The sequence below is a fragment of the Sphingomonas sp. LC-1 genome (assembly GCF_025371035.1).
GTDB classification, from domain to species: Bacteria; Pseudomonadota; Alphaproteobacteria; order Sphingomonadales; family Sphingomonadaceae; genus Sphingomonas; species Sphingomonas sanguinis_E.
Genome location: NZ_JANZXB010000001.1, coordinates 528333 through 553731, shown reverse-complemented (window position 1 = coordinate 553731; position 25399 = coordinate 528333). Strand labels below are relative to the sequence as shown.

General features: G+C 67.2%; 17 protein-coding genes. 5 read left to right on the top strand and 12 right to left on the bottom strand.

What is annotated here, in order from left to right; genetic code table 11:
- Window positions 1-23: 23 nt before the first annotated feature.
- Window positions 24-1535 (bottom strand): glycosyltransferase family 39 protein, encoded by a 1512-nt coding sequence (locus NZL82_RS02580; RefSeq protein WP_261268201.1) that lies wholly within the window; start codon window positions 1533-1535, stop codon window positions 24-26.
- 244 nt (window positions 1536-1779) lie between these two features.
- Between NZL82_RS02580 and NZL82_RS02575 the strand changes: the two genes are divergently transcribed.
- The 5 genes from NZL82_RS02575 to NZL82_RS02555 are packed head-to-tail and all read left to right on the top strand — an operon-like array spanning window position 1780 to window position 7291.
- Window positions 1780-2679 (top strand): glycosyltransferase family 2 protein, encoded by a 900-nt coding sequence (locus NZL82_RS02575; RefSeq protein ID WP_261268200.1) that lies wholly within the window; start codon window positions 1780-1782, stop codon window positions 2677-2679.
- The gene (locus NZL82_RS02570) at window positions 2654-3454 is read left to right on the top strand and encodes a ChbG/HpnK family deacetylase (RefSeq protein WP_261268199.1); all 801 of its coding nucleotides are present in this window, start codon (window positions 2654-2656) and stop codon (window positions 3452-3454) included. The genes NZL82_RS02575 and NZL82_RS02570 overlap by 26 nt, the downstream gene beginning before the upstream one ends.
- A gap of 15 nt (window positions 3455-3469) precedes the next feature.
- The gene (locus tag NZL82_RS02565; protein WP_261268198.1) at window positions 3470-4021 is read left to right on the top strand and encodes an RNA polymerase sigma factor; all 552 of its coding nucleotides are present in this window, start codon (window positions 3470-3472) and stop codon (window positions 4019-4021) included.
- Complete coding sequence (locus tag NZL82_RS02560; protein ID WP_261268197.1) at window positions 4018-4947, top strand: FecR domain-containing protein; 930 nt, start codon at window positions 4018-4020, stop codon at window positions 4945-4947. The genes NZL82_RS02565 and NZL82_RS02560 overlap by 4 nt, the downstream gene beginning before the upstream one ends.
- Window positions 4907-7291, top strand: a complete 2385-nt coding sequence (locus tag NZL82_RS02555; RefSeq protein WP_261268196.1) for a TonB-dependent receptor — start codon at window positions 4907-4909, stop codon at window positions 7289-7291. Before NZL82_RS02560 ends, NZL82_RS02555 begins: the two co-directional genes overlap by 41 nt.
- On the opposite strand, the gene NZL82_RS02550 is transcribed toward NZL82_RS02555, so the two are convergent.
- The 11 genes from NZL82_RS02550 to NZL82_RS02500 all read right to left on the bottom strand — a co-directional run bounded on the left by NZL82_RS02550 (window position 7248) and on the right by NZL82_RS02500 (window position 25370).
- Window positions 7248-8165 (bottom strand): glycosyltransferase family 2 protein, encoded by a 918-nt coding sequence (locus tag NZL82_RS02550; protein WP_261268195.1) that lies wholly within the window; start codon window positions 8163-8165, stop codon window positions 7248-7250. The genes NZL82_RS02555 and NZL82_RS02550 overlap by 44 nt on opposite strands.
- Entirely contained in the window at window positions 8162-9073 is a 912-nt protein-coding gene (locus NZL82_RS02545) for a polysaccharide pyruvyl transferase family protein (RefSeq protein WP_261268194.1), read from the bottom strand. Before NZL82_RS02545 ends, NZL82_RS02550 begins: the two co-directional genes overlap by 4 nt.
- The gene (locus tag NZL82_RS02540) at window positions 9070-10146 is read right to left on the bottom strand and encodes a glycosyltransferase (protein WP_261268193.1); all 1077 of its coding nucleotides are present in this window, start codon (window positions 10144-10146) and stop codon (window positions 9070-9072) included. Before NZL82_RS02540 ends, NZL82_RS02545 begins: the two co-directional genes overlap by 4 nt.
- Window positions 10143-11057, bottom strand: a complete 915-nt coding sequence (locus NZL82_RS02535; protein WP_261268192.1) for a galactosyltransferase-related protein — start codon at window positions 11055-11057, stop codon at window positions 10143-10145. The genes NZL82_RS02540 and NZL82_RS02535 overlap by 4 nt, the downstream gene beginning before the upstream one ends.
- Window positions 11054-12199 carry a glycosyltransferase gene (locus NZL82_RS02530; protein WP_261268191.1) on the bottom strand — a complete coding sequence of 382 codons (1146 nt, stop codon included), beginning with the start codon at window positions 12197-12199 and terminating at the stop codon, window positions 11054-11056. The genes NZL82_RS02535 and NZL82_RS02530 overlap by 4 nt, the downstream gene beginning before the upstream one ends.
- Window positions 12196-14235 (bottom strand): HAD-IIB family hydrolase, encoded by a 2040-nt coding sequence (locus tag NZL82_RS02525; RefSeq protein WP_261268190.1) that lies wholly within the window; start codon window positions 14233-14235, stop codon window positions 12196-12198. Before NZL82_RS02525 ends, NZL82_RS02530 begins: the two co-directional genes overlap by 4 nt.
- A gap of 366 nt (window positions 14236-14601) precedes the next feature.
- The gene (locus NZL82_RS02520) at window positions 14602-16512 is read right to left on the bottom strand and encodes an alpha-L-fucosidase (protein WP_261268189.1); all 1911 of its coding nucleotides are present in this window, start codon (window positions 16510-16512) and stop codon (window positions 14602-14604) included.
- Between the two features lie 23 nt (window positions 16513-16535).
- Complete coding sequence (locus tag NZL82_RS02515; protein ID WP_261268188.1) at window positions 16536-18848, bottom strand: GH92 family glycosyl hydrolase; 2313 nt, start codon at window positions 18846-18848, stop codon at window positions 16536-16538.
- Entirely contained in the window at window positions 18845-20269 is a 1425-nt protein-coding gene (locus NZL82_RS02510) for a glycoside hydrolase family 125 protein (protein ID WP_261268187.1), read from the bottom strand. The genes NZL82_RS02515 and NZL82_RS02510 overlap by 4 nt, the downstream gene beginning before the upstream one ends.
- Entirely contained in the window at window positions 20266-22788 is a 2523-nt protein-coding gene (locus tag NZL82_RS02505) for a glycoside hydrolase family 3 C-terminal domain-containing protein (protein WP_261268186.1), read from the bottom strand. The genes NZL82_RS02510 and NZL82_RS02505 overlap by 4 nt, the downstream gene beginning before the upstream one ends.
- The gene (locus NZL82_RS02500; RefSeq protein ID WP_261268185.1) at window positions 22785-25370 is read right to left on the bottom strand and encodes a glycosyl hydrolase 2 galactose-binding domain-containing protein; all 2586 of its coding nucleotides are present in this window, start codon (window positions 25368-25370) and stop codon (window positions 22785-22787) included. The genes NZL82_RS02505 and NZL82_RS02500 overlap by 4 nt, the downstream gene beginning before the upstream one ends.
- Between the last annotated feature and the right edge of the window lie 29 nt (window positions 25371-25399).

The window sequence follows — 25399 nt, the reverse complement described above, 5'->3', positions numbered from 1 at the left end:
CGAAAACAACCGCGACCGTGCTTTTATTTCAGGGGCGGAACGAGCCGGTCGCGGCGGACATACAGGACTTCGTGCCGTCCTTCGCGCGGGACCGCCATTACCGGGCGATAGTCGCGGGCGAGAGCCTGGATCATCAGCCTTTGCGTCGCGACGTTCCAGGGCGAGAAGGGATCGTCCAGCGTCACGATGGCGGGCGGGCGGCGGGCCAGGATGCGCGCGACCTCCGCCGTCTCGTCCACCCCGATCGCCCCGCGCTCCGCCTCATAGGCGAGCGAGGAGGGGAAGGCATAGGCGGTCGGCACGCAGCCACCCGAAAGATGATAGAGGCTGGAATCCCCGGCAAAGACATAGGGACATTCGGCGCCATCGACGGCCGCCATCATCCTGGCCATGCGACGGATGCCATCGCCCTCGCTCGGGTCGTTGGTGGCGGCGTGGAAGATGAACAACCCGGTGCCGATCAGGGAGACCGGGACGATCGCCTTTCGCCCCATGGCGAAGGCGGGCACGGCGGCGAGCGAAAGCGGGGCGACCAGCGGCAAGGCATAATGGTCGAAGAACGCGCCGATCATCGCGAAGGCGACCAGCGCGAAGATCAGCCAGATGCGGGTCAGGGTCATGGCGGGGCTTTGCGGCCCCTTGCGCCACGCGATCACGGCGCAGGCGATCAGCGGCAGTAACTGGCCCCCGATTCCCGCCAGTCGTCCGACGATCTTCGCCATGGGATAGCCGCGTCGTAGCGTGATCGAGGTGAAGTTGGCGAACCAGAAGGCGTCGAACGCCGCCGGGCCCTTCATCCAATATTGCAGGACGATCAACGCCGTCGGCAACAGCCCCAGCACCATCCAGAGCAGCGCCGCGAATCCCAGCGAGAGGACGCTCGCTCGCGCCCGCCAGAGATACCAGAGATGGGCAAGCCCGAAGAACGCGCCTTCGACCAACGGGGTATATTTGATCTGGATGGCGATACCGGCCAGCAGGCAGGCCGCCACACCGCTCGTCCCGATCGCGCCCACCGCGCGCCGCTCGGCCAGGCGGGGGAGTTCCAGCGTGAGCACCGCCGCCGCCGTCATCGCCAGATTGTAGAAGACCGGCGACTGGCCGCTCCCGCCGCTGAGCAATGGCAGCCAAAGGATATAGGCTGCGCCCGCCGCCAGCCCGGCGGGCGGTGCCAGCGTCATGCGCCGCGCCGCCAGCCAGATCAGCCAGCCCGTCGCGGCGGCGCACAGCGTGGCGACCAGCTGATAGGCCAGGAAACCATCCCCCGGCAGCAGGCGGAAACCGGCGAACAGCAGGAACAGCCCCGGCGGCTTGCGATCCCAGAGATCGATATAGAGACGTGCGCCGTGCAACAGCCGATCGCCGACCAGCAGATAATATTGCTCGTCCACATGCGCGACCGGATTGCCGTAATCGCGCGCGCGGACCAGTACGGCGAAGATCAGCAGCGCGAACGCCACGACGGTCGGCCTGTCGAGGAGGCGGAGCGTGGCAAAGCGGCTGGCGTTCAAGCGGGGCGACGTCAGATCCGTCATTTCGATCCGTTCCGGGTGGGCTGCCGGGGGCCCCGGCTTCGCAGCGCCCATGTCATTGCCGGTCGCCCGATCGCAAAGGAAATCGGCATCGCATCCGCCCGGTGAAAAATTTTTCCTAACCTATGTCCGGTCGGCCGGGGGTGGTGACGTCAGGCTTATGAAACACCTCGACTTGAGCGGAAACGCTGTCGGGCGGGGGCTTTGGCGACGAGGTTGTTTTGGGTTTCATGGGCGGGGTGGGTTGATGCTGCTCGATGCGGAAGGCGCGGCTTGGCGCAATGTCAGGGCCTGCGCCAATGCCGGCAAGACGGAACAGGCACCGGCATATGTCGCGCCAGGTTGGACGGTGATCGTGCCCTTCTTCAACGAAGAGGCCGAACTGGCGGCGACGCTGGAAAGTCTGGCGCGGCAGAGCCTGCGCTTTCGGCTGGTGCTGGTGGACAATGGCTCGCTCGACGCCAGCGCGCGGGTAGCGGCGGAGGCGTGCGAGCGGCTGGGCCTGGACCATATCCTGCTGCATCAGGGATTGCCGGGCAAGATCAACGCGCTGCGCCTCGGCCTCGACCATGTCCATACGCGCTTCGTCGCGACGTGCGACGCCGATACGCGGTACCCGGAGACCTATCTGGCCGAGGCGCAGGCGCTGCTGGAACGACCCGGATGCGTCGTCGCGGGGGCCTATTTCATCGCACCGGGTGATGGCGAAGCGGAGCGTCGGCGCGAGTCCGCGACCATCCGTCTGGCCGCGCGACTGCTGCCTCGGCAATGCCATGCGGGCGGTGCGGGGCAAGCCTTTTGCACCAGGACGCTGAAGGCGGCGGGCGGTTTCGATCCGCGCCGCTGGAATTACGTGCTGGAGGATCATGAGGTGATCCACCGGGTGCTGCGCCACGGCACGATGCGTTATGCCGACGGCTTCTGGTGCACGCCCTCCGACCGGGAGCGGGACCGGGAATCGATCCGCTGGACCTTCAGCGAGCGCCTGCTCTACAGCATCGCCGCGCCGTTCGCGGGGGACTGGTTCTTCTACACGTTTCTGGCCCGCCGACTGACGGCCCGGCGGCTGACCACCGAGCGGATGCGCGAAAAGGCCTATCAGAATCTGGCGGGAGTGGTGGGTGAACCGGCTTATTCTATGCGCTGACGATTTCGCCTTTTCGACCGCAGACAGTCTGATCATCGCCGAACTGCTGAAAGCCGGCAAGCTCAACGCCACGAGTTGCATGACGCTGCGCCCCAATTGGGCGGAGGACAGCGCGATGCTGCGCGATCTGCCCGACACGGCGCAGATCGGGCTTCACCTGACGCTGACCGAAGAGGCGCCGATCCACCCCAATGGCTTTACCCGTGATGGGGTGATGCCAGGGATCGACCCGCTGACCCGGCTGGCTGCGCGCGGGCGGCTGGATCCGGCAGAGATCGCCCGCGAGGTCGAGGCGCAGTTCGACCGTTTCGAGGAGGCGATGGGGCGTCCGCCCGCCTTTGTCGACGGGCATCAGCATTCGCACGCGCTTCCCGGCATCCGCCCGATCGTGCTGTCCACCACGCGTCGCCGCGCGCCGGACGCCTGGCTTCGCACCTGCGAGGACAAAGTCGCCGCACTGCTCGGTCGGCCTTGGCGCGGCAAGGCGATCGGCAGCGCCTTTCACTCGCGCGGATTGCGCCGCGATGCCGGGGCGGCGGGGCTGCGCTGCAATGACGGCTTTGCCGGGCATTATGGCTTTGACGGCCGCTTTGCGCAGGCCCTTCCGTCTTTTCTCGATCGGGCGGGTCGCTTTCACCTGGTCATGTGTCACCCCGGCGCGGGTATGCGGCCGGGTGACGCCATCGCGGCGGCACGGCGGGACGAGGCCGATGTCTTGCGCGGGGTTTCGGTTTCGGACATGGCGGCGCAACGCGGGCTGGCCTTCGCCGCCTGACCAGAGGGCGGTGGATTGGGCGATACGGGTCTGGAAGGCCAGTTCATGGAGGCGCGACCGCTGCTGCGTCGCCTGTTGGCGGCCCGGCTCGGCTCGGTGGAGGATGCCGAGGACGCGCTTCAGGATCTCTGGCTGCGCATCGCTGCGCTGGAGGGGGGGCATGTCGAACAGCCCATTCCCTTTTTCTGCCGTATGGCGACCAACCTCGCCACCGATCGCCGGATTGCCGCCGCCCGACGCGGTGCCCGCGAGGGGGCATGGGAAGAAGTCCAGCCCCAATCGGAGGAATATGCCGACCCCGAACGCATCGTCGCGGCGCGGGGCGAACTGGCACAGGCCCAGGCGCGGATCGCGCAAATGCCCGAGCGGATGCGCCAGGCCTTTACGCTTTTCCGCTTCGAGGATCAGCCGCAACGGATGATCGCCGACCGGATGGGCATCACCGTCAGCGCGGTCGAGAAACTGTTGCGCCGGGCCTATCATTTTTTGCAGGAAAATCGGGAGATGGAGGGTGCGGATTGCACGTCACCGCATCGTCATGTCCTCGAAAGGAGCGCGGACGAGTGACGCGTGAGGAACAGGCGATCGACTGGCACATCCGGCAGCGTGACATGAGCGCGGCCGAATGGGACGCCTTTGCCGCGTGGCTGGAAGAAAGCCCGGCCAACGCACGCGCCTATGACGCGGTCGCGATGGCCGATGCGTTGCTGGTCCCGCCGACGGCGGCCGTGGAACCTGCTCCTCCGATTGAGGCAGTCAATGACAATGCCGGCTGGGGGCGCTGGTGGCTGCTCGGCGGGGTGGCGGCGGCTGTCGCTCTCGTCGCCGGCCCGACGATGTTGAACCGCGGCCCGGACATTCGGGTCGAGCAGACGCGGGCAGGGGAAACCCGCCAGATCGCGCTCAACGACGGCACCCGGATCGAGCTCGCCGGGGGATCGCGCCTCCGCTACGATCGTAACGACACCCGCGTCGCCACGCTGGAGACCGGGCAGGCGCTGTTCCATGTCCGGCACGACCCGTCCGCGCCGTTCGAACTCCATTCGGGCGCGGTCGTGATCCGCGACATGGGCACGGTGTTCGACGTGCGCCGTGCGGGAACCCGGCTGGACGTCGCGGTGGCCGAGGGATCGGTGTCGCTGGCTCCACTGGGACAGCAGGTCGCACTGACGGCGGGGCAGGGAATTCGGCTGGACGAAGCGCGCCATAGCCTGCGCCGCGTTGCGATCGATCCGTCCGCCATCGGGGGGTGGCGCGGCGGCTTGCTCGATTTCGACCGGGAGACGGTGGGGGCGATTGCTGCACGATTGCAATCGGCCTATGGCGTTCGCATCGCGGTGGAGGGGCCACTGGTCGATCGCAACGTCACGGGTGTCGTCCGGATGACGGGCGATGCCGGCAAGGATGTTCCCCGTCTCGCGAGGCTGATCGGAGCGGAGTGGCGCCAGAGCGGTGGGGACTGGATTTTGCGGGCGTCGGACGGGGATCGTTGAGCGCGGCCTTTGGGCCGCGTTCTGTCTCGTCCTGCCCGTTACGGTCCAGGCGCGTGAGCGGCCCGTAGCGGTCCCGCGCCGCATCGTCCTACCATCCGCGACGCTCGATATCGCCTTGCGCGAACTGGCGCGGCAGGGCGGGATTACCATCGTCACGACCGACGATCGCTTGCGCCGCGTGCGCACTCCGGCGCTTGCGACCCAATCCCCACCCGCGCGCGCCTTGTCGCAATTGCTGCGGGGGACAGGATATAGGGCGGTGGCGATCGATGGGGAAAGTTTCCGCATCGTCGGTTCGCCGCGCATGCCCCGACAGGCCTCGCCCAAGCGCGGACCAGCGCCACCGCCGCCGCCGTCCGGCAATGCGCAGGACATCATCGTCACCGCCAGCAAACAGGGCACCGAACTCGCTCGCTATCCGGGCAGCGTCTCCGTGATCGGGCGCGGGGTCACCATTCCCACGGGCTCGGTCGATCTCAGCGATGTGGCGGCGCAGACCCCCATTCTCCAGACCACCGCATTGGGGCCGGGGCGCAACAAGCTGTTCATTCGCGGCATCGCGGACAGCAGCTTCAACGGCGCGACCGAGTCGACCGCCAGCCTCTATCTGGACGAGGTGCAGATCGCCTTTGCCGGGCCCGATCCGGGTTTGCGGCTCTATGACATTGGCGAGGTCGAGATTGCGGAGGGGCCGCAGGGCGCATTGCACGGCTCGGGCGCGATCGGGGGGATCGTGCGGCTGACCTCCAACCCGGTGATGCTGGATCGCGATAGCGGGCGGCTGGAATGGGGTGGTGAGCTGACCACCCACGGAACCCCGAGCGGCGATGTCGCGGCGGTGGCGAATGTGATGCTCGTGCCCTCGACATTGGGCGTCCGGCTGGTCGGCTATCATGCCGTCGAGGGCGGCTATATCGACAATGGCCGAACGGGTGCGACCGATATCAACCGGGTGCTGACCAGCGGCGCGCGCGGCACCTTGCGATGGGATCCGGGCGATGGCTGGCGGATCGAATTGGGGGGCGGCACCCAGTCGATCGTCGCGCGCGATGCGCAATATGTGATGAACGAGGATGTGCTGGTCAGCCAAGCCGCAATCGCCCAGCCGTCCTGGAGCGACATGACGTTCGGCCGCCTGCTCCTGTCGAAGAGCGGGGCGGATGGCCTGCAATTCGTGTCGGCGACCGGACTGGTGCAGGGTGCCTCGTTCGAGCAGTTCGACGCCAGCGTGCTGGGCGCGCACCAATCCTATCAGCTGGATGGGTCGAAGACGCTGTTCACCCATGAAAGCCGCCTGTCGCGGCGATTGCCGGGGGGCGGGTCATGGGTGGTGGGCCTCAATCTGGTCTCCGACCAGTCGGTGATGGCGCGCTCGTTGACCGTCAAGCAAGGCGTCCGGCCGGTGATCGGAGTGACCAACGTCACCCGGAGCGGCGCGATATTCGCCGAGGCGACGCATCCGCTCAACGATCGCCTGTCGCTGACGCTGGGCGGGCGCGTGACGGCGGCGCGGGTCGATGGCGAACCCTCGATCAAGCCGCGAAGCACCCATTATGTCCGGGGACGCTCGACCACGCGGGTCGATCCGACCTTCGGCCTGTCCTGGCTGCTGGCCCCGCATTGGAGCCTGTTCGGACGCTATCAATCGGGGTTTCGCACCGGCGGTCTTTCCGTCGCGGCGGGGGTGGGGCGGGTCGCCAATTTCGAGTCGGACTCGATCCAGATGGTGGAACTCGGCATCCGCCATTTGCGGCGCGGCGCGACCGGCCTGTCCGCGTCGATCAGCCTGTCCCATGCACGCTGGACCGCGATCCAGGCGGACCTGATCAACCGGTCGGGACAGCCGGTGACCAGCAATATCGGCGATGCGCGGGTCGATGCGCTGGAGGGGTGGGCGGAATGGGTGCCGCATGCCGACTGGCATCTGACGGGCGCCTTCTTCGCGACGGACAACGAAGTGACCGGCTCCACCGCCGCGCTCAGTAAGGCGCGCAACCGCCGCTTGCCGGAAACGCCGAGCATATCGGCGCGACTGGGCGTCGTGCGCGATTTCCGCGTCACGCCGGACCTGACCCTGTCCGCCAAGGCCGAGGCGGCATTCGTCGGTCCCTCGGTATTGGGGGTGGGCGACATGTTCGATGTGCGCCAGGGCGGATATGGCATCGGCAATCTGGCGCTGACCGCGCGCACCGGCCGCTATACGCTGGTCGCGACGCTCGACAATGTGCTGGACGAACGGGGCAATCGCTTCGCCTTCGGCAATCCCTTCCTGCTGGGGCGGCGCACCGTCTCGACGCCGGTCAGGCCGAGGACGGTCGGGGTGCGGATGGGCGTCGACCTGTGATCGCGGCGCGGCCATAAGCAGTAAAGCCCGCCAACACATGACGCAGGCGAAAGGCATGGAAGTGGCGAATGGCAGGGACCGGCCCCACAAAGCGCATCCGCAAGTTTCGGACATCCTCGCGGATCAATCGTCCGATCCGCCGGTCGGTCAGCAGATGCTTGGCATAGAGCGCCCCGTCGCCGAACCCGTATCCCGCCAGCAGTGAGACCGCCTCTTCTTGGCAGCGCCGGCCATGGTGATGATCGACCACGAAGCCGGGGTCGTAGCGGATGGGAATCCCCGCCGCCTGGGCGCGGAACAGGAAATCGGTATCCTCAGCCGCCCGAAACGGCGCACCCGCTCCGAAACGTTCGTCGAACCGCCCGACCCGACCTCGCACATCGGCAGTGAATGCCAGATTCGCCCCCATGACGAAACCACCGGGAAAGCCCTGCGGATCGGCCATCATCGGGTGATCCTCGAGCTTGACCGTGACGGGCAGGTCCGCCGGATCGCCCAACAGGATACGCCCGCCAATGACCACCGGGGCCGGGATCGTCGCAAAGGCCTGAGCCAGTCGGGCAAAGTAATCGCGGTGCAGGACGCAGTCGTCATCGGTCATCGCGATGATCCGGCCGCGCGCTGCTGCCAGCGCCATGTTCCGCGCGCGCGACAGGCCAGGGCGCGGCTCCGACAAGAGGCGCACGGTGAAGCTGCGCTCGGTCGCCCATTGCCGGACCATCGCGGGCGTCCCGTCGGATGATCCGTTGTCGACGACGATCAATTCCAGCCGTTCCGCTCCGCCATGGCTCGCCGCCGTGACGATCGAGGCAAGCGTCGCGGACAGGCTGTCGCGGCGATTGCGCGTGCAGATCAACAGGCTGAGGTCGATCATCGCCCCACCATCTCCGCCGCCTCCTGCGGGCCCTGGGCTTGGCGGACGAGCGGGCTGTCGCTCGTCCAGGTAGCGATATAGGCACTGACCTTTCCATAGTCATTGTCCATCACGACATGCGGAATGCCGAGCAGCAGCGAAAGGATATGACCATGCAGCCGATCGGTCACCACCCTCTCGCCCCGTGACAACAGGCGCAGGCCGCGCTCGACCCGGATGCGCGCCCGCTCCAGCGGATCGGCTAAGAGAACGGGCGGCTCGTCCAGCCAATCGAGCAGGACACTTCCATCCAGCGCGGCCAGCGGCCCATCGTCCCGCTCGACCCGTTCCGCATCGGACCGCAACAGCATCAGGTGGCGACAATCCGGATCGACGGGCCGCACCAACGCGCCCAACCCGAAGGCAGAGTCGGGAGCGAGCTGCACCGGGCAATCGAAATGACGCTCCGCCAAGGCGACGCTTGCCGTGTCGCGGACATAAAGGTGGAAGTCGGGATGCCCGCCTGCCACGCGCGCGAAACGGTCGCGCTGGCCAGGATCGCGGAAATGGATCGATTGGGGAAGCTGGATGACCCGGCGGTCGCGGAAACGGGTCAGGATCGTTTCGCGAAAATGCTGGTGATGCGGCCAGATGTCGCCCAGATTGCCGCCGCCATGGATCATGATCGGCCCGGTGGGGCAGGCGCGGCGTAACGCGTCCTCATCGAAATCGTCCCACCGACAGACATAGGCTGGATCGCCGGTACCGATGTCATGCAGGCAGGTCACCTCGCCCAGCCAGATCGCGCTGTCGCCGACATTGGGGTGATCGGGGAAATCGACCAAGGCATAGGGTTCGCCGGGGCGGACATGCCGGCGATACAGGTCAAGCAATCGGGTCCGTTGGCGTCCGATGACGTCGGTGGTCATGCGGCGATAGCGCTCGGCGCAGCGTTGCGGACGCTGGCGTAAAGCGCCTCGCACCGATCGAGCCACAGGTCGCGGGCGAAATGCATCTCCACCCGGCGGCGGGCGGTGCGGCGCGGAACGGCGGTCGCGGTGAGGATGGCCTGTGCCAGCGCCGCCGCATCGCCCGCCAGTGCGATGCATCCGGCGTCGCCGACCACTTCGCGCGCCGCGCCCTGGTCGAACGCCGCAACGGGCAGGCCGCATGCCATCGCCTCGATCGCGACCAGGCCGAACGGCTCGTCCCAGCAGGGCGTGAAGACGAAGACGGAGGCTCGGCCCAGTTCCGCCGCCAGCCCGGCACCGTCCAGATGCCCGCCATAGCGGATCGCGCCGCCCAGCCGGGGCTCGACCTCCGCCGCCCAATAATCCGGGTCCTCGACCGCGCCGAACAGGGTCAGCGGCAGGCCCGCGATCCGCGCGGCGTCGATCGCCAGATGCGGGCCCTTATTCGGGGTGATCCGGCCGCACCACACCGCCTCTCCATTCCCGACGGGGACGAAGGGCCAGGCGGCGGGGTCGATCGCATTGTGCAGGACCGATGCCTCCGGCGGTGCGTCCTCGGGCCACCAGGCGCGCAACTGGCTGGCCGAGGTGACGGTCAGCCGGTGGGTCGGAGCCGGGCTGACCCGGACGAAATGGTGAAGCGCATCATAGGGCGGGACGTGGAGCGAGGTGACGGTCGGCGTCACCGCCGTCCGGCGCGGCTCCAGGGGGAAGCGATGCAGGCTGTTGTTATGCACCACGTCGAACCCGCCGCGCGCGATCCGGTCGCAGGCATCGGCATAGCCGCGATCGACATGCGCGATCAGCTCGGGCTTGCCGCGATGCTCGGCCCAGGGGAAGACCGCTTCATAATGCTCCGGCAGGACCGGATCGATGGCGAAGCGCGGGTCGCTGTCGCCACTGGCGAACAGCACCACTTCATGCCCGCGCGCCGCCAGCCCCTCGGCCAGATACCAGCCATGTGCCTCCATCCCGCCCAGAAAGGGCTGGCGGATCGGCTGGCGGACATGCGCGAGCAGCGCGATCCTCATGCCGCGACCTGAGCGCTGGCGGCGCGTTCCTCCAGCAGGCGGATGACGCTGGCGGTGTTGGCATAGGGCTGATGGCTCTGTTGCCCGGTCAGGGTCAGGTCGTCGGCATCCGGCTGGCGCAGGATGCGGATCGGGCGGCCCGGCGTGTCGTCGATCAGCCCCATCAGGCGAAAGGCGTGCAGCCAATGGCCCATGGTCCGGTATCCCCATTTCTTTTCGAACAACTCGGCATTGCGGACCACGCTGTCGATATGGTGGACGGGCGGCATATGGTGGGGATGGTATTGGTGATAGGCGAGGCCGCCCTTGATCCAGGCGATCGGCACGCCAGCCTTGTCCACGACCTTGCCGAAATCGGTGTCCTCGCCGCCATAGCCCGAATAGCGCTCGTCGAACCCGCCGGTCGCCAGGAAGGTGTTGCGCCGCATCGCGAAATTGAGCGACCAGAAGCAGCGATAATCCTCGCACCGCTCAATCCCTTCGGGCGGGGGGCCGCGCCGGTCGGAATGGCGGACCGCGCGCGCGGCAAAGTCCTCGTACTGCCAATCGCCTTGGGTCGCGCCGCCTGGCAGATACATGACTTCGCCCATCAGCAGCCCGTCCATCTCGTCCAGATAGCGGTCATATTCCGCGATTAGGCCGGGCGTCGGGATGCAATCCATATCGAGGAAGACCAGCTTGTCCCCCACCGCGGCGCGTGCCGCCGCGTTGCGCGCCTGCGCCAGCGGCAGTCGGGGGCCCGACACCCGCATCTGGCGAATGGGGAAGGGGGCGGCGGGAAGGTCATAGGCGTCGTCCTGCATGACCGCGACGATCAATTCGGTCGGCAGTTGCGTCTGACGACCGAGCCCCAGCACGACGTTGCGCAGGTGTTCGGGGCGTCCCCCGGCAAGAGTGACGACCGAGATCATGAACGGGCTCCGGCGGGATTGGTGGCGGGGGAAAGATCGAGTTCGGTGGGCCATAGCCGCACGGCCAGCGCCTCCAGCCAATCGGCGGCGTCTTGCGCGGGCGTGTCGGCGATCATCGCGCGCTGGGCGGCGGGGCGGTGTCCGGCGCGGGTCTCGGCCAAAGCGGCGGACCAGCTCTGCGCAGAAGAGGGCAGGTGCGACCGGACGCATGCGACCCCCGCTGCCGCCAGCGCTTCGGCCTTGCGATGCTGTTCGTCGAAATAGCGCCATTCGGGGATGGCGAGCCAGGGGCGGGCGGCGGCCAGGATCTGCTGGCAGGTGGTGTTGCCGGTCGAGGCGATGACGAGATCGGCGGCGGCGACATGATCCGCCGGATTGTCGACCCAGCCGCGATGCTCGATATTGGCGGGCTCGGTCGCATGCCAGTCGCGTACGACCGGGCCGATGGTGATCCAGCGCGCACCGGGGCGGCTGCGCGCGCCGACGCCCAGGGGAGCCTGCGCAAAGCCGCCGCCGCCGCCGCCGGACAGCACCAATATCACCTCTTCGTCCGCACCGACGCCGATCCGCTGACGCGCCAGTTCGCGTTCGGGCACGCGGGTATCGACGCCCAGGCCACCGGCGAAACAGGTCTTGGCGCGCATCGCGGCGTCCCATTCGGGCTGGGCCAGCGCTTCGTCAAAGGCCGCAAGCAGCCCGGCGGCTCCGTCATAGGCGGCGCGGTGGCCCGGATCGCTCCGGTCGCCATGTTGCAGCACCTTCACATGCGGCACCGAACAAATACGCGCGAGCTGCGCGATCTCCGCCGACACGTCGCAGATCATCAGCGCGGGGTCGGCACGGTCGAACCATCCCGCGATCACCGCCATCGCATGCCGGATCCCCGGCCACCCCAGCGGTGCGCAGTGCAGCGTATCGGGGGTCGGCACCCCGTCCATGCCCCGCGCCTCCAACCCCGTCGGCTCGAATAGCGAGGGGATGACGATTAGCTCGGCCTGGGGCGGCAGTGCCGGGAAAATATCGTCGCGTGCGCAAAAGACCGTCACGGGCCGTTCGGGCGGCAGCGCGTTTAGGATCGCGGCACAGCGTTCGGCATGACCGCGCCCTTGATGATGGACGAAATAGCCAAAGGGTCGGGTCATGCCGCGCTGGCCCGTATCGGGGAGAGGTTGGTACCGGTGGCTGCCCTGGCATCGGCCAGACCCAGCCGCTCCAACCCTTCCAGCACGCCCTGCGCGTGATGAGCGGCCACCCGCATCAGCCCTTCGCGCGGGGGCAGTCCGTCCAGCTCGTCGCTGGCATTGCCGACGACGATAGCGTGGCCGCAGGCCTCCAGCATGTCGACGTCATTGCCACTGTCCCCCGCCGCGATGCACGCGCCGAGCGGCAGGTTCAACCGCCGCGCATAGGCCGCGACCGCCGCGGCCTTGCCCCCCAATGGGGCCAGCACGTCGATCAGCCGGCCATGCGAAAAGACGGTCTTGGCGGCGATACCGTGTTCGGCCAACGCGGCGCGAACCCGTCCGGCATCCTCCGCCGTTCCGAAAAAGCTCAGCTTGTGCGGACCAGCGGTATCGCGTGGCTGTGGCCGCAAGCGCAACGGCTTGAGCGCGGCGACCACCGCCTTGCGATCCCATCCCTGATCGAGCCGGGCGGAAAAGAGCGGACACTCGCTCCAGCCGCGCGGACCCTTCAGCATGATCCGCGTACCGACATCGGTGATGAAGGCATCGGGTTCGGGCAGGCCCCATTGCGACAGGATCGCGCGGGCCATGGCGAAGGACCGTCCCGTCGCCACCACGAAGGGCAGGCCGCTCGCGCGTCGCCACTCGGAAAAGCCATGCGCACCCGCCGGGCAACCGGTCAGCGTATGGTCGATGTCGCTCGCCAACAGGCCCGGCGCGCGCGGCAACCGGGTATAGAGCGCGATGGACTCGGTGGCATAGCGACCCCAGTCGTAACGCGCCGCACCGGAACGCCCGGCCTGGCTCATCCGGGCATGGCATTCGCGATCCGACAGGATGGTCAGGCACGCCTGCGCAATGGCGTGTTCGTCGGTGGGCTCGATCAGCAGTCCGTGGTCTAGGGACCCCACGATCTCGCTCGGGCCGCCATGCCGGGTCGCGACGACCGGCACGCCGGCCGCTGCGGCTTCGATCAGGGTCAGGCCAAATGGTTCGTGAAGCGCCGCGTTGACGAAGACGCCGCCGCGTGCCGCGCGGTCGTATAGCGCCGCGACGTCATGACCGTCATGTTCGGGCGGCAGGGCGAAGCGTCCCAGAAGCTCGGGGCTTTGCGCCAGCGCCTGAAGCTCGGCCAGGACGGTGCGTTCTTCGGGCGATCCGGGGCCGTCGTGCTGCCCGGCCAGAATGACGAGATTGGCGGCCTCGCGCAACGCGGGCGAGGCGGCATAGGCGCGCGCGAGGCCCCCGAGATTCTTCTTTGCGACCGGCCGCGCGATCGCCAGAATTATGGGCTTGGCCGGATCGTGCAGCATCGTGTCGAGCCGCTCGGCCAGCGAGGGGCGGCTGATCGGGCTGGCATCGCGGCTGGGCACCCCCGGCGGGATGCAGTGAATGCGGCCCGTGACCGGGGCGGCATAGGCATGGACCTGCCGCTCGGCTTCGTCACGGGTCGAGACGATGATCGCGTCGGCCCCGGCGATGGCGCTGCGTTCGGCGGCGATCCGCCCATCCAGCGCGGGGCAATGACCCTGATGCTTGCGCTTGTCGATCCCCAGCGCGTGGGGCGTGTAGACGAAGGGAATGGCGAAACGCCGCCGTGCTTCGGCCGCCACGGCAGCCGCGTCCGAGAAATGCGCGTGGATCACATCTGGCAGCCGGGGCAGCCGTTCCAGATGCGCGCAGAACGCCTCGGTAAAGGCGGACAGGTCGTCCGCCAACGCTTCCTTTTCCAGGTAGCGATGATCGCCGGTGGCGATCCGATCGATGGTCAGCTTGGGCGACAGGCGCTCACTGGGCAGGCCATGTTCGCGATCGAGTCCATCGCCAGCAAACATTCGGGTGACGATCGAAACTTGATCAACATCAATATTGTCCACCTGAGCGAGCGCTGCATCCAGGATATAGGCGATATGTCCGCCCGTGTCGGCCGTGATGCCATAATGGACAGGCGGGGATTTCAGGCAGCCGCCAAGCGCCAAATGCAGGATGAACAATCTCGCCCCTTTCGTTATGGAGCGACAACGTTGTTAATATTGATTAGCTCCCGGAACTTGGCGCGAAATATCAAAGGACATCTGGAAGGCGGGTCCGGCCATCCCAATCTTGATCTTTATCAATCGTACGCGCTTTCCCAACGTATCCCTGTTCGTTTGCGGGCCGGTCATATGGGAATGCCTTCAGATCCCCCCGGCATCGAAGGGGGATGCGCTCCACAAACCGGGCGACCGGCTCGCGCTGTAGCGTCATGACAACGGCGAATAATATGGGGCAGTCGTGGACGAACCGCTGCGACGCGGCTCCGACCGGATGGTGCCGCTCGCCACCCCGCCCTCGCGGATGGGATGATGAGCGGCGTGGATTTACCGCTTGGTGAAGCCGCCGATCCCGGCGATCGCCAGCTTTTCGGCCGGCTTGGACATTTCGGCGAAGGTCAGCCGCAGATAGCGGACCGGTCGGACGCTGGTGAAGGGCAGGCGCTGGGTCGAGAGCGCATAGGCGATGTTGGAGAATTCGCCCGAACCCGCCGGGGTCCAGCTCTTCCCGTCGACGCTCGTCTCCGCGACATAGCCGCGTGGCGGGGCGGCATCGACCATGACCTGGCGCGAGGGGGTCAGGCTGAAGCCCGCGACATCGCGGACCTGACCCATATCGACCGTGACGCTGGCGGGCTTGCCCGGCGTCGGCGCAGGCTGCGTCCAGATGGTCTTGGCGTCATTGTCGAGGAGCTTTTCCGCGCCCGGCGCACTGGCCGAGACGATGGTCCAGCCCTTGGTATCGAGCACGGTCGGGTCGCTCGAGACGATCGCGGGGACGGGCACCGGCGCGACGCTTTGGAACAGCGAGACCTCGCTGATCGCCGGACAGACGGGCGCCTCGACGATGCGCAGGCGGACGCGGCGCGCGGTGACGGGGGCGGGCAGGCGGATGATCCGCTGCGCGCTGATGCACTCATGCTCGGCAAGCTGCTGCCACTGGCCGTTCACCTCGGCATCCACCGCGAAGCGCGTGACGCGCACGCCGAGCGGCAGATATTCGCGGATGCGGATCAGGTCGAAGCGGCGCCCTGGCGGCAGGTCGAGCGTCAGGCTGGGCGTCGTCACGCCATCGGGGGCCGACCAATAGGTGTCGCGGTTGCCGTCGAGGACCTTGGTCGCTTCATAGCCCTTGCCGCGCACATGGCTGGCGCTCGCCACCGCGCCTTGCGCCAGGTCGGTCGCGAAGCTGGCGCGGATCGCATCGCCAAAGCTCTTCAGAATCTTCACGTCCTGATCGGGAATACGGCCGCGCCGGTCGGGCGGCAGGTTCAGGTTCATATTGGTGCCGCGCGCGACCGAGGTGTCGAAATAGCCGATGAGATTCTCAGGCGTCCGGACCTTAGAATCCTCGTCGGCGTGATAGAACCAGCCGGGCCGGATCGACGTGTTGGTCTCGGCGGGCCACCACAGCGCGCCGCCGCGCACGCCCGAATTGCCTTCCGACTGGACATAAGGGTGGTTCGGCATGGTCGGCCAGCAGGGATCGCCCGCGATGCCGTCCTCATTGCCGACCCAGCGAATATCGGCACCCAGCGGATCGAAGGTGCACGCCATGGGCTGATATTGATGGACCAGCGCGATGATCGATGGCCAGTTGTAATATTTGGGCGCGTCGATCTGCCGCGTCTCGCGCGCACCACCATAATAGCCATCGCCGCCATTGGCGCCGTCGAACCAGAATTCGAACAGCTCGCCATAACCGGTGCAGAGTTCGACCACCTGTTTGCGGAAATATTCCACATAAGACGGGCGGCCATAATCGGCCCGATTGCGGTCCCAGGGCGACAGATAGATGCCGAAGGCGAGCCCGGCGCGCTTGCAGGCGTCCGACATCTCGCGGACGATATCGCCCTTTCCGTCCTTGTACGGCGAGTTGCGGATGCAATGCTCCGTCAGCCGGGTCGGCCACAGGCAGAAGCCGTCATGGTGCTTCGCCGTCAGGATGATGCCCCTCAAATTGCCTGCCTTGGCCGCTCCGACGATCTGGTCCGCGCTGAAATCACTGGGATTGAACGTCTTGGGGTCTTCGTCGCCATAACCCCATTCCTTGTCGGTGAAGGTGTTCATGGCGAAGTGGATGAACGCATATTGCTCGCGCTGATGCCAACGCCACTGCCGCGCCGAGGGGATGGCGCCATAGGGGGCGGGTGCACCCGGTCCGGCTTTCGCCATGGCGGGCGTGGCGGACGCGACCAGCCCGGAGGCGAGGACGGCGCGGCGGGAGAAATCGATCATCTTCAATGCGGCTCCGGGAAAGGTCAGGCGGGCTTGTAGTCGAAGGAAGGCGGGCGATCCTTCGGATCGCGGCCAAAGGCGCGGTTCGGCTGCGCGCCCATGGTGAAGGACAGGGTTCCGCCCCGGGACAGGGTGGCATGGTCGATCCAGCTCTTGGTCCAGGGGCGGCCATTCCATGTCACCGACTGCACATAAGGCGCGTCCGGGCCATTGCCCTTCGCCTCGACCGTCAACGTCCTGCCCCCGCCCATCGCCACCTGCGCCCGGTCGAACAGCGGTCCGCCGAAGACATAGGCGCCGCTGACCGGATCGACCGGGTAGAAGCCGAGCGAGGAGAAGAGGAACCACGCGCTCATCTGGCCGCAATCGTCATTGCCGATGATGCCATCGGGCGCGTTCTTGTACATCTCGGTCAGCAGGCGGCGGACCATCCTCTGCGTTTTCCACGGCGCGCCGACATAGGCATAGAGATAGGCCGCGTGCTGGTCCGGTTCGTTGCCATGCGCATATTGGCCGACCAGTCCGGAAATGTCTGGCGGCGCATTTTTGGGCAGGGTCGAGGGCGCGTTGAACAGGCCGTCGAGCTTGGCCTCGAACTTCGCATTGCCGCCCATGTGGCGGATCAGGCCATAGACGTCATGCTGGTTGAGGAACGTCGCCTGCCAGCCATTGGCCTCGGTATAGTCGCGCGACCAGGGCTTGGGCATATGGCCGAGCTGGATGGGGTCGTAATCCTTCCACCAGCTGCCGTCGTTGAAGCGCGGGCGGGCGAAGCCGATCGTCGGGTCGATGACGTTGCGCCAATTGCCCGACCGCTTGAGCAACCGGTCGGCCTGCGCGGTGGCCCCCGCCTTGCGCGCGATGTGCGACGCGGCCCAGTCGTCATAGGCATATTCCTGCGTCCGGCTGACGCTCTCGAACCAGATGTCGGCGGGGACATAGCCCTTGGCGTCATACAGGTCGCGGCCCTTGCTATTGTCCAGATCGGGCGCGGAAAAGTCGAAGCTGCGCTTGGCGATGCCGGGCCAGGCGGCGGCATAGTCGGCCGGAATGCCTTTCACCATCGCCTCGGCCATGATCGGCGTACCGTGCCAGCCGATCATGATCCCCGTCTCCTTGCCCTGGAGCGTCCAGACCGGCGGGCCATAGGCGCTTTGCTGGGTCTGGCGGATCACGTCCTCGATCAGCTTCCTGGCCTGCTCGGGCTGGGTCAGGATCAGCCAGGGATGCAGCGCGCGATAGGTATCCCAGGTGGAGAAGGTGCTATAGGCGAACTGCCCGGCGGGCAGCCTGTGCACCTGTCCGTCCAGCCCGACATAGCGCCCGTCCACATCCGAAAAGAGCGTCGGCGCGATCAGCGTATGGTAATTGGCGGAGGCCAGGATCGTTCGTTGATCCTCGGTCCCGCCCTCGACCCGGACACCGCCCAGCGCGGTCGCCCAATGGCGTTGCGCCGTTTCCAGGACGCGACCGAAATCCCAATGCGAGGCCTCTGTCGCCAGATTGGCCTTGGCTCCTGCCACATCGACCGCCGAAATGCCGCATCGGATCAGCAGCGGCGCATCGCCCAATTCGTCGAAATGCAGCGCGGCCTTCAGGCGGTTGCCCTTGACGGCGGTGCCCGTGGCGGGCGTATCGCCGTCGCCGTAAAGCTGGATCCTGCTCGGCTTCTTGGACAATTGCATCGCAAAGAAGATGCGCCGCCCCTTGGCCCAGCGGAACACGCGGCGCGTGCCGGTGATCGTGCCATCGGGTTCGATGGTGATCTCGGCATCGGTGATCAGCGGCTTCTCGTCGGTCTTGTCCAGGACGAGATGCGACAGGTCGATCAGGACATGGCCGGGCCCCTTGGGATAGGTGTAGCGATGCCAGCCGGTCCGCTCCGTCGCGGTCAGTTCGGCGAGCACCCCGGACTCCAGCTTGACGCGGTAATAGCCGGGCTCGGCCATCTCGTCGGAGTAACGCTGGCGATAGCCCGCGTCCGGGTCGGACAGCGGACCCGGCACCAGTTTCAGTTCCCCCCGCGTCGGCACGACCAGCACGTCCAGCATGTCGCCGATCCCCGTGCCCGACAAATGGGTATGGCTGAACCCCATGATCGAGCTGTCGCCATGGTGATAGCCCGAGCAGGTGTCCCAGCGCTCGACATCGGTATCGGGGCTCAACTGCACCATGCCGAAGGGCAGGACCGCGCCGGGATAGGTATGGCCATCGCCGCCCGTCCCGACGAACAGGTTGGGCCGGGTCGGCAGCGCGGGCAGGCTGGCCATGACGCCGCGAAGGGGAAGCGCGGCGAGCGCGGTCCCGGCGAGGAGCGAGCGGCGGCTGAACATCATGCGAACGTCTCTCGAAGAACCTGCGGCCGGGTCGCCGCGATGTGGACGATCAGTTCCCCGAACAGGCCATTGGCCCAGGCGAACCAGTCACGTGTGAACTTGGTCGGGTCGTTGATATCGACCCCTTCGTGAATGAAGCCGGTCCCCCCATGCGATCGACGGATCATCGCCAGGCTGTCGCGCAGCAATGCCGGATCGGTCGAGGTCAGCGCGCGGGTGATGACCGACATCGGCCAGACCTGTCCCGGCCCGGTATGCGGACCCCCGATCCCGCTGATCGCGGCCCCCTCGAAATACCAGGGATTGTCCTTGCTCCAACACGCGGAGACGGTGCGTTGCCACAGCGGATCGGCCGGGTCGACGCAGCCGAGATAGGCCAACCCCGAAAGCGAGGGGACATTGGCATCGTCCATGAAAACGGCATTGCCGTAACCATCGACCTCATAGGCCCAGACCGTCTGTCCGTTCGGCAGCGTCATGGTGCCGTGCTGCCTAAGCGCGGCTTCCACTTCGCCAGCGAGCGCGGTCGCGTCCTGTGCCAGCATCGGCTCCCCGACCGCATTCGACAGGGCCGCCAGTTCGCGCAGCGTCGTCATCGCGAACAGATTGGCGGGGATGAACTGTTCGTACAGACACGCATCGTCCGAGGGGCGGAAGCCCGAATGGATCATACCGTTGGGACGGGTCGGCAGGCCATAGCCGCGATAGAGCGTCTCGGTCGGCTCGGGTGCGGAGCGGCGGAAGCGATAGGGGCCCAGGCCGTCCTTGCGCTGCTGCTCGCGGAAGGTCTTCACGATCGACCGCGCCGAGGCCTTCCACTCCGCGTCGAACGGCGTCACGTCGCCCGTCTCGCGCCAATAGCCGTACGCCAGCCGGATCGCGTAGCAGAGCGAGTCGATTTCCCACTTCCGCTCGGCGACGCCGGGCTTCATCTCGGTATCGTCCTTCAACGCCCAGCTTAGGTTCGTTTTGGCGTTCGGGTCCTGCATGAAGGCATTGGCATAGGGGTCGATCAGGATCGACCGCGCCTGCCGCCCGATCAGCCCCCGGAACAGCCGCCCGAGCGCGGGATCGCGCTTCACCAGATGCAGATAGGGCCTTAGCTGCGCCGCCGAATCCCGCAGCCACAGGCAGGGAATGTCGCCGGTGATGACGAAGGCGTCCGGCTTGCCGTTCACCTCGCCCAGCGACAGCACGGTGGTGTCGAGCGTGTTCGGATAGCAGTTCCCGAACATCCAGCGGAGTTCGGGATCGGCGATCATCTTCGAGATGCGGGTGATCTCCGCCTCGACCGCCTTCGATACGAAGCGGCGCTCGGCGACCGGGGGACGCTTGCTGACGAAGCCGGGTGCGGCGGCGAAGGCCGGCGTCGCGGCGAAGGCCGCAGCGCCAGCCATGAGTTCGCGGCGGTTGGGCGTCATTTCGGCAGATCCTGAGCGTTGCCTGTCACGGTGAACTGCGTCCACTGGCCCGCGCCGTCACCCGGCTGGCCGCCGCCGATATAGAGCTTGTACGTGCCCGGCAGGATACGGCGGCTGCCGTCGCGCCAGACCTGGCTCATCAGGCGCGGATCGATGGTGAAGCGCGCCGTTCCGGCTTGACCGGGCTTGAGCGCGACGCGCGTGAAGCCGACCAACTGGCGTTGCAGCACGGGGTCGGTCATCACCAGCGTCTCGCCCGTGGCGGGGGGGACGAGATAGGCCTGCGTCACTTCCTCACCCGCTCGCGCGCCGGTGTTGCGAAGCTGCACCGCGACCTCGACCGGCTGGCCCGCCGCGACGCTTGCCGTCACGGTCGGCTGACCGTAATCGAACCGGGTATAGCTGAGCCCATGGCCGAAGCCCCAGGCGGGCTTGCCGGTGAAGTAGCGATAGGTCCGCTCCTTCATCCCATAATCGGCAAAGGCGGGCAGGTCGGCGGTCGATTGATAGATGGTCACCGGCAGACGGCCCGAGGGATTCACGTCACCCGCCAGAATCTCGGCCAGCGCGGTCCCGCCCTCGGCGCCGGGGTAGAAGGCGGCCAGCGTCGCGGCGGGTTTGATGTCCCCCAGCGACACCGCCGAGCCCGAGACGACCACCGCGACCACCGGCTTGCCCGTCGCCTGAAGCGCGGCGAGCAGCTTGCGCTGCATCTCGGGCAGCACGATGTCGGTCCGGTCGCCGCCTGCGAAGCCGGGGACCGAGACGCCCAGTGCCTCGCCCTCCAGATCGGGCGACAGGCCGACTATCGCGACCAGCACATCGGCGTCGCCCGCCACCTTCAGCGCCTCGGCCTGAAGCGCTTCGGCGGGCGGGAGCCATTGCAGGCGGAAACCTTCGTCGCCGCCCTTGTGATCGATCTCGACCCGGATGCGGCGCGGCGCGGTGCCGTCGATCGTGGTTTCCAGCTTCTTGCCGCCGATCACGTCGTCGATGACCAGCTGATCGTCGACATACAGCTTGACCGCATCATGCGCGGGGCAGGCGTGCCAGCAGGCCGGACCATCGAGCCGCAAGCGATACTGGCCGGGACCCGGTGGGGTCAGCGTGCCGGTCCAGCGGCGCTGGAAGGGCGCGGTCTTGGTATAGTTGAAGTCGATGCGGCGATCCTGTCCGCTGGCCGCCCATTGGCCGTTCGCGCCCATCGTCTCGACCGTCAGGCCGGTCTTGCCGTTGCTCGACAGCGCCGTCTCGGGCACGCCTACAAAGGCGCCCTCGGCCAGCACCGATCCTTGGGCGTAGCGGATGTCGCGACCGAACTTCGCGCGAATGCCCTCGAGCGGCGTCACCGGGTTGATCGCGGTGCCGTGATAATTGCCCTCCAGCACGCCCAGATCATCGGCATTGGCCCCGAAGACCGCGATCCGCTTGCCCTTGAGCGGCAACAGGTCGTTCGGATTGTCGAGCAGGATGATGCCCTTGCGTGCCGTCTCCAGCGCCAGCGCACGGTTGGCGGCGGTGCCGAGCTGGTTGGGCTTGATCCGGTTCCAGGGGCTGTCGACCGTCAGCATTCGCCGCACCGCCAGCGCGCGAGCCAGTGCGGTGTCGATCTCGCCTTCGGAAATCAGGCCGCGCGTGACCGCTTGCGGTAGCGAGAGATAGGCCTTGCCGCAGTTCAGGTCTGTTCCGGCGCGCAGGGCGGCCGCCGCCGCGGCAGGCGCATCGGGCTGGGCATGGTGAAACATCCAGATATTGCCGACTGCGTCGCAGTCCGACACCACCAGCCCGTTGAAACCCCAGTCGCGGCGCAGGCGCTCGGTCAGCAGCATCGGATTGGCGCAGACCGGCGTGCCGTGGATCGCGTTATAGGCGCACATCAGCGACAGCGCCTGACCCTCGGTGATCGTCGCGCGGAAGGCGGGGAGGTAGGTCGCCTCCAGATCGCGTGGGGACACCATCACGTCAAAGCTGTCGCGACCGCCCTCTGGTCCCGAATGGACCGCCAGATGCTTGACGGTCGCGACCACCTTGGGATGCTTCAGGTCCGGTCCTTGCAGGCCACGCACGAAGGCGATGCCGATCCGGCTGGTGAGGAACGGGTCCTCGCCATAGGTTTCCTGGCCCCGGCCCCAGCGCGGATCGCGGAAGATGTTGATATTGGGCGACCAGATGGTCAGCCCCTGATAGAGGCCGCGATCGGCGTTCAGCGGCTGGCTGTTGAACTTGGCGCGCGCCTCGGTCGCGACGACGTCGCCGACCTTCTGGATCAGCGCGGGATCCCAGGTCGCGGCCATGCCCATCGCCTGCGGAAAGACGGTCGACGGCCCGTTGCGTGCGATGCCGTGCAGACCCTCGCTCCACCAGTCATAGGCGGGCAGGTCGAGCGCGGGTTCGGCGGGGGCCTCGTTGACCAGTTGCGCCGCCTTTTGCTCGACGGTCAGCTTGCGCGCGGCTTCGGGAAGGGCGGGAGCGGGGGCAGCGGCCTGACCGGCGGCGGCAAGGAGAAGGAAGGGGATCACTGGGCGTCCTTCGGACCGAGGGTGTAGATGGCAAGCGTACGCGCCAGGGTGGCGGCGTCCGCGTCGCTCTGGATGGTGACCGTGATGCTTTCGCCGGGCAACAGGTCGAAGCCGTCATCGGACGGCTCGGCGGCGATGGTGCCGAAATTGACCTGCACCTGGCGCGCGAGATGGCGCGCGGTCAGCGTCAGTTGCTTTCCCGCCCAGCGCGCGGTGATGCCCGGCGCCGGATAGAGCATGTCGCGCGGCACCTTCCGCTCGACGATCTGGCGCGCGATCACCGTGTCGCCGTCGAACAGCTCGGCGACGGCGTAGCTCGCTTCAGGGGCCGCCCCGGCGAACAGCGTCGCGTCGGGGATCATAGCGATATCGCTGGCCGAGGCGGCGGCCATGGTCGCACTGCCCGATTGCGAGCCCAGCTTGCGCCCGTCCATGCCATAGCCGGTGACGCGCCAGCCGAGCGGCTTCGGCGTCGTCGCGTCGGAAACCAGGGCGATCCGCGTCGCACCGGGCTTGGTCTCCGCAACGATGGTCTGGGGCGCGAAGAAGCGGCGGACCTCATGCTGCAGCATCTTGTCATGCCCGGTCCAGTCGATGCTCGACCAGCTGATCGCGGGCCAGCTGTCGTTGAGCTGCCAATAGAGCGACCCCAGGGTCACCGGGCGGCACGCGCGGTGATGGCGCGCGGCCAGACCGATGGCGCGGGCCTGCATCGCCTGGGACAGGTAGACCAGATCGGCGAAGTCGCGCGGATCGCGCAGATTCTGCTTCAAGTAGAAGGTGACGCGCTCATTGCCTTCGCCCGCCAGAAACTTCTGGTGCGCCTTCATGACCGGGCTGTCGATGCGGAAATCCGCCGGGTCGGCGAAGGTCGCGATGGTCGACAGGTCGGGAAAGGCCTGGAAGCCATATTCGGACATGAAGCGCGGGCAGCTATCCGTGTAGCGTTCGATCGGCTTGGAGCCGGACCAGACGTCCCAGAAATGTCGGTCGCCATTCTTGTCGGTGTCGGTCGGTGCCTCATAATCGGTCGAGGGGGAGCCCGGCCAATAGGGGATGCCGGGCGAGTTCTTCGTCACCGCCTCGCGCAGCACGCGGTCGAACAGCACGGCCATGCCGGTGCCGATCCGCTCCTGCTCGTCGGGGCCGACCGCCTTCTTGAACGCCTTGCGATCCGACCAGTTTTCCCAGCCCGACAGCACCTCGTTATTGCCCGCCCAGATGACCAGCGAGGGATGCGATTGCAGGCGCGCGACCTGCTCTTCCGCCTCGATCCGGACATTCTCGCGGAACTGGGCGTCGGGGGGCGTCACGCTGCCGCCGAACATGAAGTCCTGCCAGACCATCAGGCCCAGCTCGTCGGCGGCGTCGTAGAAGCTATGTTCGGGATAATAGCCGCCGCCCCAGACGCGGACCATGTTCATATTGGCCTTGGCGGCCTTCTCCAGCATAGCCCGCTCCGTCGCGGCAGGGACGCGCGCGGGGAAGGCGTCGAAGGGGATGACGTTGGTCCCCTTGGCGAAGATGACGTTGCCGTTGACCTTCAGCCCGAAGCTGCCGTCCTTGCGGACCAACTCGACGGTGCGCAGTCCCGTGCGCTTCTCGACCGAATCCGCGCCCGCCAGCGTGGCGGCCACCGTGTAGAGCGGATGCGCGCCGAAGCCGATCGGCTGCCAACGCTGTGGGCGGGTGATCGAGACGGGGACGACCACATCGTTCTCGCCCGGCTGTAGCGCCACGTCGCGCTTTACCCGGATACGGCGGCCGTCAGGGCCGGTGACGGTCACGTCCATCCGGCCGGTCTGCGTACGGTCGGCGACCACCGAGGCGCGGGCGAGGATGCGCGCCTCGGCATCGGTCAGCGCCTCCTGCTCGATGCGGAGGTTGTCGATCCGCGCGGCGTCCCACGCCTCCAGCCGGGCGGGCCGCCAGATGCCCACATCGACGATGCGAGGCGCCCAGTCCCAGCCATATTGATACTTCGGCTTGCGGATATAGGGCGAGGTCTGCTTGCCCTTGGGCTCGTCGCCATAGGGGGAGTCATATTCGCCGGGCAGCGGGTTCTTCTCGGCTAGCACCATCGGCTGGAGCGTCTTGATCGGCGAGGCGAAGGTCACGACCACCTCGTTCGCGCCGGCCTTGAGCAGCGGCTTGGCGTCGGCGCGCCAGCGACGATGGGCATTGTCGGCGGAGAGCAGCTTTTGGCCGTTGACGGTCACGGTCGCGAAGGTGTCCAGCCCGTCGAACACCAGGTCGAGATGATCGCGGCGCAGCATCTCCGGCGTGACGTCCAGCGTGGTGCGATATTGCCAGCCGGTCAGGCCCGCCCATTGGATCGGGGCTTCGTTCGCGCCCTGATAGGGATCGGGGACGATATGCGCGGCAATCAGATCCTGCTGCACGCTGCCCGGGACAGTCGCGGTCAGCCAATTCGCCGCCTGTGGATGCGCGCGGGCGGCATCGGCGTCCTTGGGGTCGATCCGAACCTGCCAATGATCGAGCGCCGCCACCGTCTTGGGTGCGGCCAGCGCGGGGAAGGGAAGGGCGAGCGCGGCCAGGATCAGGCCGAGGCGATGTTTCAAGACGATTTCCCCGAAAGCTGGCGGCTTCG